Here is a 17,034-nt window from a genome sequence, read left to right as displayed (position 1 = left end):
CCAGCGTCCCCGCTCGCGCGGGGACAATAAAACTAAGTACTAGGTGGCCGACTACTGGCAAACGTACTCGGTAGAGCTTTCAAAGAACCTGTCGTAGTAGTCGTTTGGATTATCGCCAGAGCCGAAGTACACAAGCTCTGCACGGTAGTAGTTGGTGACCCCGTAAAGTCCCGGTGTGCTACACGTCGCCGGTATCGAACCCTGGTACTTCTGACCTGCGAAAACGTGGTGATACTCCTCGCAGGAATAGCCGCCGCCAACGGCGTGAGGATCTGGCCTACAGGTGCCGCCACCGTACTTCATGTTGTCAAAACCGGTGGATGCGTCGGTCGGGCATGAGCCCAGCCCTTCCGGACCCCAGTCACCGTACGTGTAGACGCCGTTGGGCCCGTCCACGCCGCCCTGGCAGAAGTTCGTATAGGCCACCGGATAAGGCTGAATGGTTTCCGAGTCCACCCATAGCAGGCGGCCCGTTGGCACCCACTGACCGGCGAACGCGCTCTGAGTGAAGCCGACCGATAGCAAAGCAAGTGACATGCCCAACATCAGGCGGCGAGGGGTCGAGCGGGCAGTCCTGCAATCGTTTTGCATTGAGTTCACTTCCATCTCTCCGTGAGTAGGGTAGTGCTGCACTGCCCGCGCACGGTCGCAACACCCCGGCATCGGTGCAATCGGAGAACCGCCCGGGACGGTGTAGGTAAAGCCCCACGGCGGCGAGCTATGTGACCCGTGTCGAAGTGTGAGCGATTCAGGCAGGTGGCCGGCGCGTTCGCAGGATCTGCGACGCCCGGTCGTATCCTCCCCGGCATGCTCCCCTCGCACGGTTACCAAGGCTTCCGCTCAGCACCGCCACCCTCTGGCTGGGTCCAGATGGGGGAGGGCTGGGTGCTGTGGTGGAATGGCCGGCAGATCGCCCATGTCACGTCGGCAAAGGATGGCGGGGTTCGGGTGCACCTTGATGCCCGAAAGATGTGGGACACCAAGAACGTAAGGGCGGCCAGCATCCAGCAGGGCAAGCGTTACGTCGAGCGGTGGTGCGCAGCCAGGCTCTACCCCGAACTGAGGCTGCGGGAAGCGGTAGCTCGGCTGTTGGACAGCACGCCCACCGAACTGCCGCCGCCGATGCCCGGATTGCCACACACCCCAGAGCAGCTGCAGCAGGCCCGGCGCCTGGCCGAGGCGGGGACGAAGGAGCTGGAGCGGGTCAAGGAAGCGCTGGAGCCGCGCTTCTCCAGCCACGAGCAACTGTCACCGGCGCTTCGGCATCGGTAGTGGCACCTCTATGATCGGCAATTGTGGAGGGCTGCTGTGCCCTACGCACATATTCGCGACGTTCCGGATCAGAATTTCCCTTGTTTCTTGTCTTCTTTGAACTGCTCGGCAATATCGCTCACCTTAGCCTCCAGTTGACGCCCAACGTTTGCCATGTATTGGACGTGACCCTTCAGTTTTTCAAGTTCTTGCTCTAGGTGAGATGCTGGCATCAGTCCATACTGCATGTTCGCTTCCTCATGTTGCTCAAATTTTGAAGCGCCATCTGGAATCTTTTGGCCAGCTAGATTTGCTGTGAAAAAAATATAGGCGTCGTGCCCGATTATTCGTCGGCCGGACCAATGGGCAAACATGTGCCTTATCGTTCGGTGCATACCTAAGATCTCAGCTACTTTGCTCAGCCCTTCCGATACATCTTTGTTCCACGCGCAGTCCGCCGCATGGCGCTTAAGGTGTTCGATAGTGTCTTTGTCGTTGAGCTTCGAAGCGTATGAGGTCGGTTCTCCTGACTGAATTTGTTCAAGTAGGTTGATAATACGCCGTGCCTCTAAATCCGCAAAGCAGTAGGTCTGGATGAATAGGCCTATTTTGAAATAATCATCTCTTTCAAGAGGGCCTGTGTCATTGAGGACATGCCGCAGCGACTTCCTTGCTTGTTCCAGTTTTCTCATTTCATCCATTGTTATCTCCTTGCCTGAGTTCAGATGTGGACGCGCTGCTCTGCGACTGAGTGCCCGGAGGGCGAGCATACCTTGGTCCGTATAGACGGTTTGTGTCTGCATCTGATGCCAAGAGGATGGGGCAGACTAAAATCGCACCGGCAGCCAGCATCCGGCAGGGCAAACGGTACGCCGAGCGGTGGTGCGCGGCCAGGCGCTACCCCGAGTTCGGGCTGCGAGCAGCTGTGGCTCGGATGGTGGCCGACGCCCCGAGCGGCCTCTACCGCCGCTGCCCGGCCTACCGCCGACGCCCGAGCAGCTGCAGCAGGCCCGGCGCTTGGCCGAGGCGGGGGCGAAGGAGCTGGAGCGGGTCAAGGATGCGTTAGAGGCGCGCCTGGCGCCGCCAGCGAAGAGGGGTTGGGCTAAGGGATGCGACAGGCGCTCGGGTGGGGCTCCGGTGGCAGTACAGCCGTTCATAGAAATTGAATGGCGCGCAGGAGCTTGAAGCCCTTGCCGAGACCAATTGCCCGGTGCGATGCTACGGCCACCAACTGATGGCTACATAGCAGGCGGTTGGCGGCGCTACAGGAGCATTGGATTTTGAAGGATCAACAGGGGGATTTAAGTGCTTACATTTAAGACACAGTTTCCACTTCGCTCTAACGTGGAAATGGCTGAATTTATGGAATGCTGTAGGGAGTGGATCACTGGTAGTCCGTACACCCTGCTTAGTGGATTGACGGACGCTAGGCCAGAGGGTGTCCACGAGGTCGACGGTGAAAGGGCAGAATTTCTTGCCTCTGACGGTGCCGATTGTCAGCTTGGGGGGGTGAAGTACGAAAAGGCTGATAATGAAGGGATCCATTGGACGACTGAAGTGGTCGGATGTAAATCTACTTCTGGCGAGTTCATTGTTTCAGTTCAGCTTAGTGTCGACGCGGAAGTTCCTGTCGAAAAGCTGGATAAGGGCCGCCGGCCATATATTCTTAAGCTCTTAATGCAGAAGTTCTCGGGCGGGGAGGATGGAGGCCTTGTCGTCGATGATCTGCCTCTCTTCTTGTCTGAGGAGCAGCAGGATCTGGCGGCGGACATCATTTGTGCGCGCGCTGGAAGTGCGATGCCGGTTGTGTATGTCAGTCGACGTGGGGATGGCAGCCTTTCCGTCGATCCCAAGCGCCTGGCGGAGTGGATATCGGCGATGGCTCATGTGGTGGTTGAGCCCTCGCGTTCCTTTTCAACCGCACTCTCCAGGGAGGTTTTCGGTGAGAACCCATATGGTGGGGCGGTCGCTATCTATTGGCCGGATGGCATTGGGCGCTGGCTTTATCTTCCCGATCGGTGGAAGGAGCCTGGCGAACTCCAGTCTGCGATTGCTCGCAAAGTGAGGAGTTCCCTGCTTTACCACCGCATTCGTCAGGAGTGCACTTGGATTCACCTTCAGCAGTGTGCAGCAAACGACAGATTTGAAGAGGTGCGCAAATCTGGCGCTGGCAGCCTTGACGAGTACATGGCACATTTCGATAGTGAAATTGCCGAGCAGCGCAAGAAAATGGCTGAGCAGGGCGAGGAAATACGGCGCTTGCAGGCTCGGCTGAGTTTGGGGAAGTTCTCGGGCTGGACTACAGAATCAGTAGCAGGCGATGCTGCGTCCACGATAGAGCTCGCTTCGTCTGAGCGCGATCTCTATCAGGGGGAGCAGCTCTCGGCAGTGTTAGATGCTCTCCAGCACGCTGCCGATTCGGCGGAAGCCAACTCCCGCAGGCGCCATATATTGGCTGCGATCATTGAATCAAATCGCAATGAAGGTGAGCGGGATATCATCACTGCGAAGCTCAAGGATATTTTGAGTCAGTATGAGTCAATGAGTCCGGTTGTGCGCAGAGAGCTTGAGTCGCTCGGTTTTGCAATTGATCAGGAAGGTAAGCACTGCAAGATTACATTTAGAGGTGAAGAGCGTTTTCCGTTCATTCTCTCGAAGACGAGCAGTGATCATCGCACCGGCAAAAATGCATTTGCCCAGATTAGAAAGAAATTGTTCTAGTTCTTAGCTGTCTATGAAAGATTTTTCCGCTTGCGGGAGCTTGGCCTCGCCCTTCATCGGGCGAGGCTAATGGCATAGGTTGCCCACTTTTCCATCAGAATTCGCCGTTTCTCAAGCATAGTTCCGCGCTTGTAAGCGGCCTTTGCCTTGTCTCGGATCCTGTGTGCGAGGGCGGCTTCTGAAAGATCGTCTGGGAAGTCTGTTGTTTCGCTAGCCCAGTCCTTGAAGGTCGATCTGAACCCATGAACCGTGATGTGCCCATAGCCCATACGTTTCAGTAAGGCGAGCATGGAGTTCTCGCTGAGTGGCTCATTGCTGAGGTCGTTGGGGAACAGGAGGTCCCGCTTCATGCGCGTTCGCGCGATCGCCAGCGCTGGCTTAGAAAGCGGAACCGTATGCTCCACCTTGGCCTTCATCCGGCCACCTGATACGGTCCACGTGCCGGCGGCAAGATCAACCTCCCCTGGCGTAGCTCCCAGCGTCATTCCCGTCCGGGCCCCTGTGAGGATCGTGAATTCGAGGGCGCGCGCTGCTTCGCCGTGTCTGGACCGTAGAGAAGCCATGAAGGCTGGAAGTTCCGCGTAGGGGAGGGCGGCGAAGTTCTCGACCTTGGTCACCGCAGTGGGTTTCGGTAAGATCACGGCCAAATGCCCGCGCCATCGCGCTGGGTTTTCCCCGCTGCGCTTCTTCTGCACGGTCATGGCATCAAGCACGGCCTCCAAGCGTTGCCGGACCCGGCTGGCAGTCTCCGTTTTGGTGGTCCAGATTGGCCGCAGCACGGCCAAGACATGCTCGGTCTCGATACGATCCACCCGCAGATCTCCCAGCACCGGCTTTGCATACGTCTCTAGGGTGCTGGTCCACTGGCCCGCGTGCTTCGGGTTTGTCCATCCTGCTTCGCGCTCTGCGATGTATGCCGTGGCGGCCTCCCAGAATGTTGGGATGCTGGCAGTGGCGACAGCCGCCGCTCGCCTACCCGCAAGTGGATCCTGACCCGCCTGTACCATCTTCCTCGCGGCTCCTGCCGCCTCCCGCGCCTCGGCCAAGCCGATCACGTGCAGCGGGCCTAAGCCCATTTCCGGGCGCTTCCCCTCAAATCGATACCTGAACACCCAGCTCTTGGCACCGGACGCGGTCACCTGCAGATATAGACCGCCACCGTCAGCGTGGTAGCCCGGATCAGTGACCGTGGCCACCCGTCTCGCCGTCAAGCGATTGATCTTCAATCCCATTTCCTACCCATCCATGTACCCACCCAGCAGGTGCGACTTCCCGCGAAAGCCTGCGAACGAACTCGGATGGTGAAACGTAGCTAGCGCAAGGGCTGAGACTGGTTTCACGAAGGCGCACGGAAGCTAGGGAACGCCCTAAATTCAGACACTCTCTCCGCCAAGAATGCAAAAACGCCCCGAAAGGGGCGTTTGCATTTGTGAAGGAACGAGACCGTGTTGTCAGAACGCAGGTTCGATCACAGGCGGTGATTCCACTGCGGGGAACGATAGCCGGTACTTCCGCGTCGTATCGGCATCTACAAAGATCTCGGTCGAACGGCGTCTGGCCAGCGCGGATTTGGTGGCATTGAATGAACACAGGCCAGGGCCGTCAATTCCGGTTGCCGTCAGCAAGTGCCGGCCTGGCTTCAATGCGAAGGTGACCGATTCGGCTGTGTTGAGATGGGCGGCCATCTGCTCATCGACCATAACGCCTATTGCACACTTGCTACCAACAGCGCCGATGTCGCGGGTTACCACCACATTCCCGGTGGAAGCGCCTTGGTCGGGGAGTGCAAATACCCGATCTTCAGGTGCCGGCTTGACCATTGCTGCGTCGGGTTGTTTGGTGGGCATGAAACAACCTGCGGCCAGCAGCGGAACAGTGACCATCGCCGCTCGCATTGTGATCTTTGCAGCTGTGGAATGCATATTCTTTCCCCGAGAAAATCGCCATTGACCGGCGGGTTGCACCTATCGGCGTGACTTTACACGAATCCGGCGAAGGTAAGCTGCGATCAATGGCTGTCGGAATCTACTCGTAATGAGTAGCAGGAGCGACAGCCGCGGAGCATCATGCGGCCTATGGCGTTGACGAAATCTTCCGGGCCGCACAATGCATTGGTGTTGATGTTCACGTTTTGGGATCAATGCGCTCTCATCCCAGTCTTGATAGCACTTTCCGACGCATTTCCCCCTCGATCTGCTGAAAGGACGCGTGGACGATGGTTGCGCCAAGGCACTCGCCTTGGCCGGGATTGGCGTCTCGAACTTACATGATGCGCGACAATGCACGCCCTGCCAGTTCATGGCGGACGGTGCGTGGGGATCTTTGATCCGTCGGCTTCTTGCGTCATGTATCCGGCACGCCAACCCGCACCGTCCGCCACCTTGCATCTGCAGGTGGCCACACCGCGAGGTTGCTGCCATGCCTGACCTGCTTCCCGACTATCCCCGTCTGCACGCGCTGCTCGGCGATGCCGTGCGCGATCTTCCCAATGCTCTCGCCGAAAAGATGGAGGATGCGCTCAGTGATGCCGTTGAGTCCGTGCCGCCCTCGGCTTTCTTCACGTTCCTACAAGGCCACGGCAAAGGCCGCCGTGCTGATGGCGCGCCCTGGACCGAATTCCGCCTAACACCCGGCCGCGCATTCGATCTGGCCTTGGCGACCCGTAGCGCCTCGGGCATCACCGCGCTCACTGCCATGTTGCACGCCGCACATGTGGCCCGGGAGAACGACGAGCCGGGCTTCTATCCGTCGGCGGCGCTGGTCGATGGGCTGTTTGATGCCTGCGAAGCGCTGTCGCTGCAGGTGGAGCGCTGTCTCGACCCTTGATTCACAGGTGCGCCGCAACGGGAAGGGTGGGGACTTCCAACGTGGTCCCCATGCCTGGGGTTCAAGCCCCGTGCTACTCGTTGTCGCTTTCTGCTTGCTCTGCGCCGCACGACCGCTTCGCGCGCTCTTTCAATTCAGTCGCCAATCGTCGCTGTTCTGCGTGCGGCATCCTGGCGGCGGCGAGAATGACATTGGCCAGTACATCGCTATCGGCCAATAGATAGGCGAGAGGAACGCCCAGTTCGGCAGCCATCTTGCCGGCAGTTGCAAAGTCCGGCTCCGACGTGCCCTGTTCGTAGCGTGTCACCCGGCTGGACACCACATCCTCAGACAAGCCAATGCGCCGGCCCAGCTCGCGCTGGGAAATGCCCATCGCCAAGCGCGCTTCTTTGAGGCGCTTGGTGAACTGGTCGCGGAGAGGTGTGGGGGACATTACCCGCCTGGGCGCATCCTGTAACGGTCTACAGGATGGCAATCGACCCACACTTCGTATGCTACATTATTTGTAGCATCATAGGGCGAGGTGGGGCATGAAGCCGTCTTCGCGGCCAGCGCCGCCTGGCAGCACAACATCGACAATCTGCCTTGCCTGCGGATACCGCGGCCCGATGGCCATCCGCAATGGCCGCGGGCATTGGTCTGGCTCCGGGTGGACATTCACGCTTCTCGCGCTGCTTGGCGGTGCAGTTGGTTTCGTATTGATGGGCGTCACCGGGATGCTGGCCATGTCGATACTGATCGGCATTGTGGGTGCACTCGCGGTCCGCCCGGCATCTGCCTACCACTCCTGCCCGCAGTGCCACGTCGAACTGCAGTGGCGTTGAATGCACCATCCGGCACGACGATGGAGGTGCGTAGGAAAAATCTGATCGTGGGCAGGTAGTGATGACGTTCCTGTCCCGTTGATCGGCCTTTGCCTATAGTGGGTCCAAACCCCGCAATGGAATGGCCCGATGCCCTCGATGTCCTCCGGCCGGTGCCTGGCACTCGCAATCGCCGTCGCTGTGAGCGCCAGTGCCTGCGCACGACCGCCATCCACCGAACACGAAAGGAATCACGCCATGCCTGGCGCAACGCAGACCGGCCGCACCCTAAACGGCCACACCTACACCGACGCGCCCGTGGATGTGAAGTTGGGGCCAAATACCTTCCGTATCCCCGCCAACTATCTGGACAGCCAGATTGCGCCATGGCCGGGTGAAGGAGTTTCGCTGGTCATTGAATGGCCGGACATGACGCCAACCGCACCGGGGGCCCGGGCCAATCCCCGTACGAATGATTTCCGCAAGGAGATCGCGGTGGCGGTGAACTATATCGACAGGATTCCAATCGAAACTTCGCTTGCCCGACTGTCGTCCAACGAGGCCCTCACCGAGGAGGGATCGGTGGAGCGAGGTGATCCACGGGCACGCCTGGACCTGCGTATTGCCCGGTCACCGACACTGGGACTGATCCCGTATGCCATCGATGAAGAGAAGATGGCACGCTACTCGAAGGACTACGAAGCACGCTACGGCAAGCCTCCTGTTCGCAACCCGGCCTATGAGGATGACTGGTACGTTGCGCGTGATGACGCTGGTCAGCTCACAACGTTCCTGAAGTGCGAAACCACCCGATTCCGGGGTGATGGCGTGCGCCTGGAAGGCGATCAGGTCGTCGACCTGGAAGACCCGGTCGCGGCGGGGTGTACGCACTATTTCGTGGATGTCGAGAACAAGCTTTCGATCACCTTGAACTACAAGCGGGTGTTCTTGAAGGACTGGAAGCGCATGGAAGATGCGGTACGTGATGTCCTGGTACGCACCAAGGCCAGGTGATCTGAAGACACGTCAAGGAGTAAGTCATGGGTGGACTGACCCAGAAGGACATCAGGATCCTCACTGCCTATGCGGATTCGGGCAATCGGGAGCTCTACTGGAACTATCTATCGCAACTGCCAGGTGCAGACGGGTATGGAACGCTGGCGTTGGGCGTTGTGCGCAACGACAGCCTGCCTGGGCGGGTGGCAAACAGCTACGCACAGGAACATGCACGGACGCAGCACGACGATGGTTCACGCTTCCCCAATGCGGTGTTGAGTGAACGGCAATGGGAGGCGTTCGGACAGAGTCTGCTCAAGCAGGACCTCGTGTTGCGGCAATACTGGTCGCAGCAGCAGCGCCCGGAACTTGCCTTGAACCTGCCCGGCAAGGATGTGATGACCGCGCACGACCGTGCGTTCGAGCAGCATCGTCTCGATCCCAACTGCTGGACACCCCGCGTGCTCCTCCAGGCCGCTCTGGAAAAGAGTGGCCCGCAGAAGCTGGAGCAGATCTGGACCAACATGCTCGACAACGATGGCGTAGGGCTTCCGCGGGTGGGAAGTACCAGCCGCGATGCGTTCACCCAGATGGGGTTGAGCAAGGGAAGCCAGTACCTCGGCACGCTGGCGTTCCATGAAGTCACCCAGGCACTGGGCGGCCGCTCTTCGGTCGATCCCAACGTCATCGGCGGCCTCAACGACTACGCGCTGTACTTTGAAAAGGACGGCAAGTGGGCCAGTGTCACCTCCGGCGGCGGCCACAGTTCGCTGCGCGAGATCACTGATCCTGGCCGCATCGCTGAACTCAACGACGCGCGTGAAGTCCGCCTGGAGCGGCAGCAGAAGGCCACCCAGTTCCACCCGGAAGATCCGTACCGAACCATCACACGCAGCCCGCTCACTGCATCGGTTGACGACGTGCCCGACCTCCAGCGCGGCGCGACGCGTCTGGCAGATATCGGACCGGGCCACGTCGATTACGGTCTGTTGCAGCAGGTCAGCGGGCATGTCGCCGGCATCGACGCAAAAGCAGGCCGGACTCCGGATGAAAGCAGTGAGCGACTGACCGCCAGCGTGATGGCCCTTGCCCGTCAGAACAACCTGGACCGTGCCGACCATGTGCTGCTCAGCGCGCAGACGGCGGACAACCCTGCTGGCCGCAACGTGTTCGTGGTGCAGGGTGATATCAACGACCCGGCGCACCTGAGGGCTTCCATGCCCACCGATGTGGCGGTGCAGACGCCGGTGGAGCAGTCGTTGCAGCGACTGGAGCTGGCCAGCGCGGAACGGCAGCAGGCCGTGGCGCAACGCCAGCAGCAGGAACTGGACAACCAGGTGCGCGAGCATCCGCAGATGCGCATGGCGTAGTGCGCAGCAGGGCGGAGCAATGGGGGGGTCCCATTGCCCCGCACCGGTCACTTGCCGGGTGCGTCCGCTGTCTGCGCCGCCACCATCGCCTGCTGCATCTCCTTCAGTGACAGATAGCCGTCACCATCGGTATCCAGCCCCGTGAAGTACTTCGCGATCTCCGGCACCACGGTCGCTTCTTCCTTGCTGATCTTCCCGTCCTTGTTCTTGTCCATCGCAGCGAACGCGGCATCGATCGAGTCAGCCTGCTTGCTGAAGCGCGCCTGCTGATAGGCGTTGAATTCGGCCTTGTCGACGCGACCGTCCTTGTTGCTGTCCATCGCGGTGAAGGTCGAATCGATATAGGCCTGTTTCGGGACGGCAGGCGCGGCCTGTGCAAGCAGCGGGATGGCGCACAGCGCGATCAGCAGGGCGGTCTTGTTCATACGCATTGCGTGTAATCCTTCAATGAGGGGAGATCAGCGGCAGGGGTAGGTGTAGCCATTACGATCGCGATAGCTGTCGGTACGGCGGTCGTAGTTGCCGTAGCGGTTCATGCAGTAGTCGGCACGCTCGCGGGTTTCGCGTTCGCGTTTGGCGGCAGCAGCGATCACGCCAGCCACCACGGCCGCACCCACTACGCCCACCACTACGCCTGTGGTCTTGGCGTCGTGGCGCCGCTCACGTTCGCGATCACGCTCCCGCTCACGTTCGCGGCGCTGCCAGTCATCGCGTTCGCGGTCGCGATAGTCCTGGTTCCACTGCGGGTTGTAGCGGTCGCCACGCTGGGCATGGGCGTCGCCGGAGTAGGGCATCAGCACCAGCAGTTGTGCGGCGGCTGCAAGCAGCAGCGCAGTCCTTCCTGTTTTCAGAAACATCGTCCAGCTCCTGTGCGGACATCGTCGGTAGCTGCAGTACACACCGCAGACATTGCGCGAACCTGCCGTCATCGCAGGCAATTGCCACGACTACCGGACCAGCGCTTCCACCGGGTCCAGCTGCGCCGCGCGACGTGCAGGAAGGAAGCCGAATCCGATACCGATCAGGCTGGAGCACGCGAATGCCGCAATGATCGAGCCCGCCGAGAACACCAGGCTGAAGCCTACGTCGGCCAGTGCCAGCACCGCGCCCAGCAGCAAGGCCACAGCAATGCCCAGCATGCCGCCGAGCAGGCACACCAGCACCGACTCGATCAGGAACTGCTGCAGGATGTCGCTGCGACGCGCGCCCACGGCCATGCGCACGCCGATCTCGCGGGTGCGCTCGGTCACCGATACCAGCATGATGTTCATCACCCCTATACCGCCCACCACCAGCGCGATGGCGGCAATGGAGCTGATCATCATAGTGAGGATGCCGGTGGTCTGTTCGATCGACTGGCGGATCTGCGCGTTGTTGCTCATGTAAAAATCGGCGCTGCCATGACGGCGCGTCAGCAACCGCGCAATGGCCTCCTCGGCCGCGTCCATACTGATCGCATCGGATACGCGCACGGTGATGCTGGACACATGGCTCTGCCCCAGCATCCGCGCCATCGCCGTGGTGTAGGGCATCCACACCCGTAGCAGCGATGTGTCGCCGGCCGCACCGGCATCCTTCTTCACTACACCCACCACGCGCACCGGTACGTTGCCCAGCAGCAGGGTCTGTCCGATGGGGTTCTCGGCTGCGGCGAAGAAGCGCGCGCGCGTGTTGGCATCGATGATCGCCACCTGCTGGTAGCCCGCCACGCCCGGTGCGCCGAAGAAGATGCCTTCACCCAGCTTCAATCCGTGCACGCGGAAGTACTGCTCGCTGACACCCTGCACCTGCACGCTGGCCGAGCGGTTCCCGCGCAGGGCGGTAGCCGAGGTGGCGACGCCCGGGGTGGCACTGTCCACGAACGGTTGCCCGGCCAGGGCCACGCTGTCACCAGGAGTGAGGGTCTCCACCCGTGCCGCGTGCAGATCGCCAAAGCCGGAGCCGGGATAGATCTCGATGGTGCTGGTGCCCAGTGAGGAGATGTTGGACAGGATGGCCTGGCGCGCACCCGTACCCAGCGCGACCACCGACACCACCGAGGCAATGCCGATGATGATGCCGAGCATGGTCAGGAAGGTACGCATGCGATGTGCGTTCATGGCGCGCAGGGCCATGCGGAGGGCTTCGGCGAAGCGATCACGCACGGCCTGCCAGCCGCCGCCATCGCTGCGTTGCGGCAGCGCGGTCGGCGCCGCACCCGCTGCCGACGCAGTAGCCGTGGCACGATCATCGACAATCCGCCCATCGCGTATCTCGATGATGCGCTGGGCGTGCTCGGCCACGGCCATGTCGTGGGTCACCAGCACCACCGTGTGGCCTTCGGCATGCAGCTCATCGAGGATCTTCATCACTTCCTTGCCCGACTGTGTATCCAGCGCACCGGTAGGTTCGTCGGCAAAGATCACCGCACCGCCATTCATCAGTGCGCGGGCAATCGACACGCGCTGCTGCTGGCCACCGGACAGCTCGCCGGGCAGATGCTGCATGCGTCCACCCAGGCCCAGCCGCGCCAGCAGTCCAGCGGCCCGTGCGTGGCGCTCAGCGGCGGCCATGCCGGCATAGATCGCGGGCACTTCGACATTGGACAGCGCGGTCAGGTCGGTCAGCAGATGGTAGCGCTGGAAGATGAAGCCGAAGTGCTCGCGGCGCAGTTCGGCCAGCTCGTCGGGCGACATCTGCGCGGTTTCGCGCCCGTCGATCTGGTAGGTACCGGCAGAGGGCCGATCCAGGCAGCCGAGGATGTTCATCAGCGTGGACTTGCCCGAGCCCGACTGGCCCACGATGGCGACCAGTTCACCGGCGCGGATGTCCAGGTCCACGCCGTCCAGTACCACCAGGGTCTGTTCACCGGCGGCGAATTCACGGCGCACCCCGCGTACGCTCAGCAGTGGCTCGCTCTTCGTTGCACTCATCGGGGCTGCGCGGGCGCGGTGGCCGCCTCGTCGCTGGCCTGCGCCAGCACCACCTGCTCGCCTTCCTTCAAGCCGCTGCGCACCTGCGCCTGGATCTGGTCATCCAGCCCGATGGTGATACGCCGCGCCACGGCGCGCCCGTCTGCAGCACGCACCTGCACGGTGTAGCTGCCGTCGCCCGCCCGCGCGCCCAGCGCAGCGGAGGGGATGGTCAGCACGTTGTGGGCGCGGCCCAGCACGATGCGCACCTGTGCGGTCATGTAGCTGCGCAGGCGTCCGTCGGTGTTGTCCACGTCGAATTGGCCGTTGTAGTACATGGCGGTACGACTGCCAGCGGACAGTGCGGGTGACGCGAGGCTGGACGTATCTTCGTTGGTGATGGATTCGGGTGCCGGCGCGATGTCGCGCAGGGTGCTGCTGTAGCGGCGGCCCGCGTCGCCAAGGATGGTGAAGAAGGCTTCCTGGCCGACCGCCGTGTGCACAACATCGGCCTCGGAGATCTCGGCATAGACGGTCATCACGTCCTGGTTGCCCAGCATGACGATGGTCGGTGCGCTCTGCACCGCGTTCACCGTCTGGCCCTGGCGGGCGACGACCGCCAGCACTGTGCCGTCGGTCGGAGCGGTGATGCGGGTGTACTCCAGGTTGGTCTGCGCGATGTCCACGTCGGTCTGCCGCTGCACGATCTCACCGTCCAGCGCGGTGATCTGTTCGCGGGTCGCGTCCACCTTTGCCTTCGCAGCATCGAAGTCGGCACGTGCCACCAGCTGCGATGCTACCAGTCGCTGTTGCCGCTGCAGGGTCAGTTCGTACTGGCGCAGATCGGTGGCCAGTGCGTCGCGGTTGGCGCGTGCGGTGCGTTGCGCCGCCTGCGCACTCAGCAGCGCATTGCGCTGGGTACGTGAATCGATGTCGGCAATCGGGTCACCGGCTTTCACCTTGTCGCCCAGCTTCACGTGCAGTGTTTCGATGCGACCGGAGACCTGCGCACCCACGCTCACCAGTCGCGAAGGCTTCAGGGTGCCGGTGGCTTCCACCACCTGTTCGATGTTCCCACGCACAACCGGCGCGAGCTGCAGCGCTGGCGGTGGCGTGGGTCGCAGCCCGAGCCACGCGGCAATGGCAGTGCACAGTACGGCACCAGCGATGATCAGCAGTCGGCGGTGCTTGCGCGGTGCGGTGCTCATCGGCACTGCATCCAGAGGGGATAGGTCATTGGTGGTCCTCGCGGCAGTAGGGATGCACGCGCCGGGTGCCGGGCGTGGATGGCCGTCGAGTCTCGATGCAATGGGTTGCGTGAACCTTGCGGTGCTGCCGTGGTTGTCAGCCCGCGGCCATGCTGCTGAGAAGCGCCACTGCGATGAACTGCAAGGCGCTACCCAGCACCAGCAGCACGTTGCGCAGGCGGTCTGCTGTCACGCGTACGCTGCAAAGCTGACATAGCCCGCCGATTACCAGCCCTGCGACAGCGAGCATGCTGATCGGCTGCGCGTGTACGCCTTGTATCAACGCAGGTGCCAACGCGCTTGCCAGCATCATCCAGGCCGTGTGCCTATCGACGTTGCGCAGAGGTGCCGGGATCAGTCGCGATATGGTTGATCGCCATGCGGACAGTGCATGCAGCGCGCCATGCGCGACGACGAAGAACAGCACTGCACTGGCCATGGCTGCGTACGCATGGCGTTGCGTCGAGATCACCAGCGCACTGCCCGGCAGCAGCAGGAACAGCACGGCAAATAAACGCATCAGCACGTCCGGGCGATTCGCTGCGGGTATCACGCGCAGCCAGCGCGGCCAATGCGGCAGCGCGCGCGTACGATCGGCACGCGAACGTCGATTCCACGCAGCCGCGGTCAAGCCGGATGTGGCCGGCGTCGCGCGGAATCGGGCAGAAGAGGAGGGGGGAGAAACTCCTTCGGTCACGCGCAGGCTTCCTGTCAGGGCGGAACGCGATGGCACCGCAGATGCCATCGGTTCGATGCTGCGCAGCAAACATTGCCGCAACCTTGCCTGCCATTGCCATCTGCTGCGCGTGGACAGGCGGCAGTCACGGATGTGGGGACGTCTTCAGTGTCCTACGGTGACGCAGCGGCGACGCCCGGATGCAGCGGGAATTCCACGCGGATCAATGCGCCACCGCCGGGAGCATCCAGAATCGTGACGTGGCCGCCGTGACGGTCGATGACCTGCCGCACCAGGTTCAGTCCCAGGCCCGCGCCGGTCTGACGTGGCCGCAGCCGCTGGAACGGCTCGAACACGCGTTCGCGCTGGTCCAGCGGAATGCCGGGGCCATCGTCTTCCACTTCCAGGCAACTGCCCTGCACGCGCACGATGATCTGGCGTCCGCCATGCTCGGCGGCATTCAACACAAGGTTGGAGATCACCCGCTCGACCGCACCGGCTTCGCCCAGCACCGGGAAGTGTGGCTCCACCGCCACTGCCACGGTCTTGTCCGATTGGATCAGCAGCGGCGCAAGATCGGCGGCCACCCGTTTGGCCACCCGGGCCAGGTTGAGGGTTTCCTTCGGACCGTCTTCTTCCATGCGGTGAAGGTCCAGAAGCTGCTCGGCCAGTGTCGCCAGACGCGCGACTTCTACCGCCAGGCTGCGCGACGTCGAATCATCAGCGGCGTCGATCTTTACCCGCAGGATCGCAATCGGCGTGCGCAGCTCATGCGCCGCTGCGGCGATGAAACGGTGTTGCCGTTCGTGCCCTTCATCCAGGCGGCCCAAGGCGTCGTTGACGGCGGTCACCAAGGGCGCGATCTCCACCGGCACGGCGGTCTCGGTCAGGCGGATGCCGCGACGGCTGGCCGAAATGTTGCCGGCTTCCTGCGCGATGCGTTCGACACCGGCGAGTGCCCGGCGCACGATGATCGGGGTCAGGATGATGGTGGCCAGCGCCAGCAGCAGGAAGATCGGCAGGGTGATGATGTGCGCGGCCAACGCCATCTGCATGGTCAGCGAATCGGTTTCGCCATGGGCCATGATGGTCAGCTTGCCGGCCGGCCCACTGTGCTGCCGTACCACCACCGCCAGGCCATCGCTGCGATCACGCCCGCGCAGGTCGCCATAGGGGATGCCATCGAGGGCGCCGACCAGCGAGGCATAGGCCGGTGGCACATGGCCGAAGGTGACATGGTGCCCATGCTCGTCCTCGGCGATGAACCACGCACCGGGGACGATCTTCAGCAGTTCGGCCAGCTCTGGCGTGTGCTGCACGTACAGTTCACCATTGCGGTCGCGGTGCACTGCCTCGGCGGCCACAGGTGCGAAGGTCTGGATGGTGTAGTAGCCACCGCTGTCGGCACGAACCAGCACCATCAGCAGGGCGAAGAACGCTACCAGCAGGGCCAGCAACTGGTAGATCAGCGTCTTGACGATCAGTGGGCGCTTCAACGACGGGCGACGCGCCATCACCTGCTTTCCCGCATCAGATAGCCAACCCCGCGAATGGCGTGGATCTCCACGCCGGCACCTGCATCAGCCAGCTTGCGGCGCAGGCGCGAGACGTGCGAATCCAGCGTGTTGGAATGGATGCCGTCGTCGAAGCCATACACCGCCATCTCGATGGATTCGCGCAGCACGGTGCGGCCCAGGCGCCGTGCGAGGGCGGCCAGCACCCGGATCTCGCGCCGCGGCAGCTCCAGCCGCTGGCCGCCCACACTGGTCTCGCCCGAGGTGGGGTCGAACACCAATCGGCCGATGCTGATGGACTCCACCTGCAATCCGCTTGGGCGACGGCCTGCCGCCCGGATCCGTGCGAACAGTTCCTCCAGCGCGAAGGGTTTGGCAAGGTAGTCATCGGCCCCTTCATCCAGACCGGCAATCCGGTCCGGCAACTGGCCCAGCGCGCTCAGCACGATGATCGGCACCCCGGGATTGTGCTCGCGCAGCAGGGAAATCAACGCCAGGCCATCGCCATCGGGCAGGGTCCGGTCCAACAGCACCAGATCGTGCAGCCCGCACAGAGCCGCCTCCCGGGCCAATGCCAGCGTGTTGGCCAGGTCCACTACGTAGCGCTCACGCTGCAGGGCAGACTTGAGGGTGGCGGCCAGTTCGGCTTCGTCTTCGATCAGCAGGATGTGCATCAGCAGGGCTTGGGGCAGGGAGGGGCCACAGAGGGCGGTTCGGCACGCGCCGGCACCGTATTACA

Annotated in this window: 17 protein-coding genes and 2 pseudogenes; 7 read left to right on the top strand and 12 right to left on the bottom strand. The window is 62.2% G+C overall.

The features are described 5' to 3' along the window. Positions 1-51: 51 nt before the first annotated feature. Positions 52-537: a hypothetical protein gene (locus tag CR919_RS14980; RefSeq protein ID WP_243380222.1), complete on the bottom strand. Its 486-nt coding sequence runs from the start codon at positions 535-537 to the stop codon at positions 52-54. Positions 538-807: 270 nt separating this feature from the next. Here CR919_RS14980 and CR919_RS14975 point away from each other — a divergent pair. Continuing rightward, positions 808-1,224, top strand: a pseudogene (locus CR919_RS14975) (hypothetical protein); the annotation flags it as partial. Between the two features lie 116 nt (positions 1,225-1,340). On the opposite strand, the gene CR919_RS14970 reads toward CR919_RS14975, so the two are convergent. Then, positions 1,341-1,952, bottom strand: a complete 612-nt coding sequence (locus tag CR919_RS14970) for a hypothetical protein (RefSeq protein ID WP_099820689.1) — start codon at positions 1,950-1,952, stop codon at positions 1,341-1,343. Positions 1,953-2,056: 104 nt separating this feature from the next. On the opposite strand from CR919_RS14970, the pseudogene CR919_RS21370 reads away from it, so the two are divergent. Both CR919_RS21370 and CR919_RS14960 read left to right on the top strand, forming a co-directional pair. Then, positions 2,057-2,436: pseudogene (locus tag CR919_RS21370) on the top strand (hypothetical protein); the annotation flags it as partial. A gap of 324 nt (positions 2,437-2,760) precedes the next feature. Continuing rightward, the gene (locus CR919_RS14960) at positions 2,761-3,972 is read left to right on the top strand and encodes a hypothetical protein (protein ID WP_133119622.1); all 1,212 of its coding nucleotides are present in this window, start codon (positions 2,761-2,763) and stop codon (positions 3,970-3,972) included. 53 nt (positions 3,973-4,025) lie between these two features. Here CR919_RS14960 and CR919_RS14955 read toward each other — a convergent pair whose 3' ends face one another. Then, positions 4,026-5,204 (bottom strand): site-specific integrase, encoded by a 1,179-nt coding sequence (locus CR919_RS14955; RefSeq protein WP_099820686.1) that lies wholly within the window; start codon positions 5,202-5,204, stop codon positions 4,026-4,028. 219 nt (positions 5,205-5,423) lie between these two features. Next, positions 5,424-5,894: a hypothetical protein gene (locus CR919_RS14950; protein ID WP_243380219.1), complete on the bottom strand. Its 471-nt coding sequence runs from the start codon at positions 5,892-5,894 to the stop codon at positions 5,424-5,426. Between the two features lie 496 nt (positions 5,895-6,390). Here CR919_RS14950 and CR919_RS14945 point away from each other — a divergent pair, with 496 nt between their 5' ends. Continuing rightward, positions 6,391-6,798, top strand: a complete 408-nt coding sequence (locus tag CR919_RS14945; RefSeq protein ID WP_099820684.1) for a hypothetical protein — start codon at positions 6,391-6,393, stop codon at positions 6,796-6,798. A 73-nt stretch (positions 6,799-6,871) separates the two neighbouring features. On the opposite strand, the gene CR919_RS14940 is transcribed toward CR919_RS14945, so the two are convergent. Then, a complete protein-coding gene (locus CR919_RS14940; protein WP_099820683.1) occupies positions 6,872-7,231 on the bottom strand; it encodes a helix-turn-helix transcriptional regulator in 360 nt (119 codons plus the stop codon). A gap of 175 nt (positions 7,232-7,406) precedes the next feature. Here CR919_RS14940 and CR919_RS21080 point away from each other — a divergent pair, with 175 nt between their 5' ends. The 3 genes from CR919_RS21080 (at position 7,407) to CR919_RS14930 (ending at position 9,967) form a co-directional block, all read left to right on the top strand. Further along, positions 7,407-7,622, top strand: a complete 216-nt coding sequence (locus CR919_RS21080; RefSeq protein WP_133119621.1) for a hypothetical protein — start codon at positions 7,407-7,409, stop codon at positions 7,620-7,622. Positions 7,623-7,751: 129 nt separating this feature from the next. After that, positions 7,752-8,615, top strand: a complete 864-nt coding sequence (locus CR919_RS14935; RefSeq protein WP_099820682.1) for a hypothetical protein — start codon at positions 7,752-7,754, stop codon at positions 8,613-8,615. A gap of 26 nt (positions 8,616-8,641) precedes the next feature. Beyond that, positions 8,642-9,967, top strand: a complete 1,326-nt coding sequence (locus CR919_RS14930) for an XVIPCD domain-containing protein (RefSeq protein ID WP_099820681.1) — start codon at positions 8,642-8,644, stop codon at positions 9,965-9,967. 47 nt (positions 9,968-10,014) lie between these two features. Here the strand turns inward: CR919_RS14930 and CR919_RS14925 are convergent, their stop codons facing one another. The 7 genes from CR919_RS14925 to CR919_RS14895 all read right to left on the bottom strand — a co-directional run bounded on the left by CR919_RS14925 (position 10,015) and on the right by CR919_RS14895 (position 16,969). Beyond that, on the bottom strand, positions 10,015-10,392 hold the full coding sequence (locus tag CR919_RS14925) for an EF-hand domain-containing protein (protein WP_099820680.1): 378 nt from the start codon (positions 10,390-10,392) through the stop codon (positions 10,015-10,017). A gap of 33 nt (positions 10,393-10,425) precedes the next feature. After that, the gene (locus CR919_RS14920) at positions 10,426-10,824 is read right to left on the bottom strand and encodes a hypothetical protein (RefSeq protein ID WP_099820679.1); all 399 of its coding nucleotides are present in this window, start codon (positions 10,822-10,824) and stop codon (positions 10,426-10,428) included. 90 nt (positions 10,825-10,914) lie between these two features. Continuing rightward, positions 10,915-12,879, bottom strand: a complete 1,965-nt coding sequence (locus CR919_RS14915; protein WP_099820678.1) for a MacB family efflux pump subunit — start codon at positions 12,877-12,879, stop codon at positions 10,915-10,917. Then, positions 12,876-14,066 (bottom strand): efflux RND transporter periplasmic adaptor subunit, encoded by a 1,191-nt coding sequence (locus tag CR919_RS14910; protein WP_099820677.1) that lies wholly within the window; start codon positions 14,064-14,066, stop codon positions 12,876-12,878. Before CR919_RS14910 ends, CR919_RS14915 begins: the two co-directional genes overlap by 4 nt. Before the next feature lie 136 nt (positions 14,067-14,202). Beyond that, positions 14,203-14,802: a hypothetical protein gene (locus CR919_RS14905; RefSeq protein ID WP_243380214.1), complete on the bottom strand. Its 600-nt coding sequence runs from the start codon at positions 14,800-14,802 to the stop codon at positions 14,203-14,205. A 152-nt stretch (positions 14,803-14,954) separates the two neighbouring features. Next, the gene (locus tag CR919_RS14900) at positions 14,955-16,295 is read right to left on the bottom strand and encodes a HAMP domain-containing sensor histidine kinase (protein ID WP_099820676.1); all 1,341 of its coding nucleotides are present in this window, start codon (positions 16,293-16,295) and stop codon (positions 14,955-14,957) included. Next, positions 16,295-16,969, bottom strand: coding sequence for a response regulator transcription factor (locus CR919_RS14895; protein WP_099820675.1), 675 nt, complete (start codon positions 16,967-16,969; stop codon positions 16,295-16,297). Before CR919_RS14895 ends, CR919_RS14900 begins: the two co-directional genes overlap by 1 nt. Positions 16,970-17,034 lie beyond the last annotated feature (65 nt).

This window comes from Stenotrophomonas sp. LMG 10879, from assembly GCF_002750935.1.
Lineage (GTDB): Bacteria > Pseudomonadota > Gammaproteobacteria > Xanthomonadales > Xanthomonadaceae > Stenotrophomonas > Stenotrophomonas lactitubi_B.
Note: the sequence above shows the minus strand (reverse complement) of the source record. Positions and strands in the feature narration are given on the sequence as shown.

What these genes read in the sequence shown, in the direction of transcription:
- CR919_RS14935 (WP_099820682.1), top strand. Translation starts at nt 7,752, where the DNA reads ATGCCCTCGATGTCCTCCGGCCGGTGCCTGGCACTCGCAATCGCCGTC.
- CR919_RS14970 (WP_099820689.1), bottom strand. Translation starts at nt 1,952, where the DNA reads ATGGATGAAATGAGAAAACTGGAACAAGCAAGGAAGTCGCTGCGGCAT.
- CR919_RS14940 (WP_099820683.1), bottom strand. Translation starts at nt 7,231, where the DNA reads ATGTCCCCCACACCTCTCCGCGACCAGTTCACCAAGCGCCTCAAAGAA.
- CR919_RS14910 (WP_099820677.1), bottom strand. Translation starts at nt 14,066, where the DNA reads ATGAGCACCGCACCGCGCAAGCACCGCCGACTGCTGATCATCGCTGGT.
- CR919_RS14955 (WP_099820686.1), bottom strand. Translation starts at nt 5,204, where the DNA reads ATGGGATTGAAGATCAATCGCTTGACGGCGAGACGGGTGGCCACGGTC.
- CR919_RS14915 (WP_099820678.1), bottom strand. Translation starts at nt 12,879, where the DNA reads ATGAGTGCAACGAAGAGCGAGCCACTGCTGAGCGTACGCGGGGTGCGC.
- CR919_RS14980 (WP_243380222.1), bottom strand. Translation starts at nt 537, where the DNA reads ATGTCACTTGCTTTGCTATCGGTCGGCTTCACTCAGAGCGCGTTCGCC.
- CR919_RS21080 (WP_133119621.1), top strand. Translation starts at nt 7,407, where the DNA reads ATGGCCATCCGCAATGGCCGCGGGCATTGGTCTGGCTCCGGGTGGACA.
- CR919_RS14945 (WP_099820684.1), top strand. Translation starts at nt 6,391, where the DNA reads ATGCCTGACCTGCTTCCCGACTATCCCCGTCTGCACGCGCTGCTCGGC.
- CR919_RS14920 (WP_099820679.1), bottom strand. Translation starts at nt 10,824, where the DNA reads ATGTTTCTGAAAACAGGAAGGACTGCGCTGCTGCTTGCAGCCGCCGCA.
- CR919_RS14895 (WP_099820675.1), bottom strand. Translation starts at nt 16,969, where the DNA reads ATGCACATCCTGCTGATCGAAGACGAAGCCGAACTGGCCGCCACCCTC.
- CR919_RS14900 (WP_099820676.1), bottom strand. Translation starts at nt 16,295, where the DNA reads ATGGCGCGTCGCCCGTCGTTGAAGCGCCCACTGATCGTCAAGACGCTG.
- CR919_RS14950 (WP_243380219.1), bottom strand. Translation starts at nt 5,894, where the DNA reads ATGCATTCCACAGCTGCAAAGATCACAATGCGAGCGGCGATGGTCACT.
- CR919_RS14925 (WP_099820680.1), bottom strand. Translation starts at nt 10,392, where the DNA reads ATGAACAAGACCGCCCTGCTGATCGCGCTGTGCGCCATCCCGCTGCTT.
- CR919_RS14930 (WP_099820681.1), top strand. Translation starts at nt 8,642, where the DNA reads ATGGGTGGACTGACCCAGAAGGACATCAGGATCCTCACTGCCTATGCG.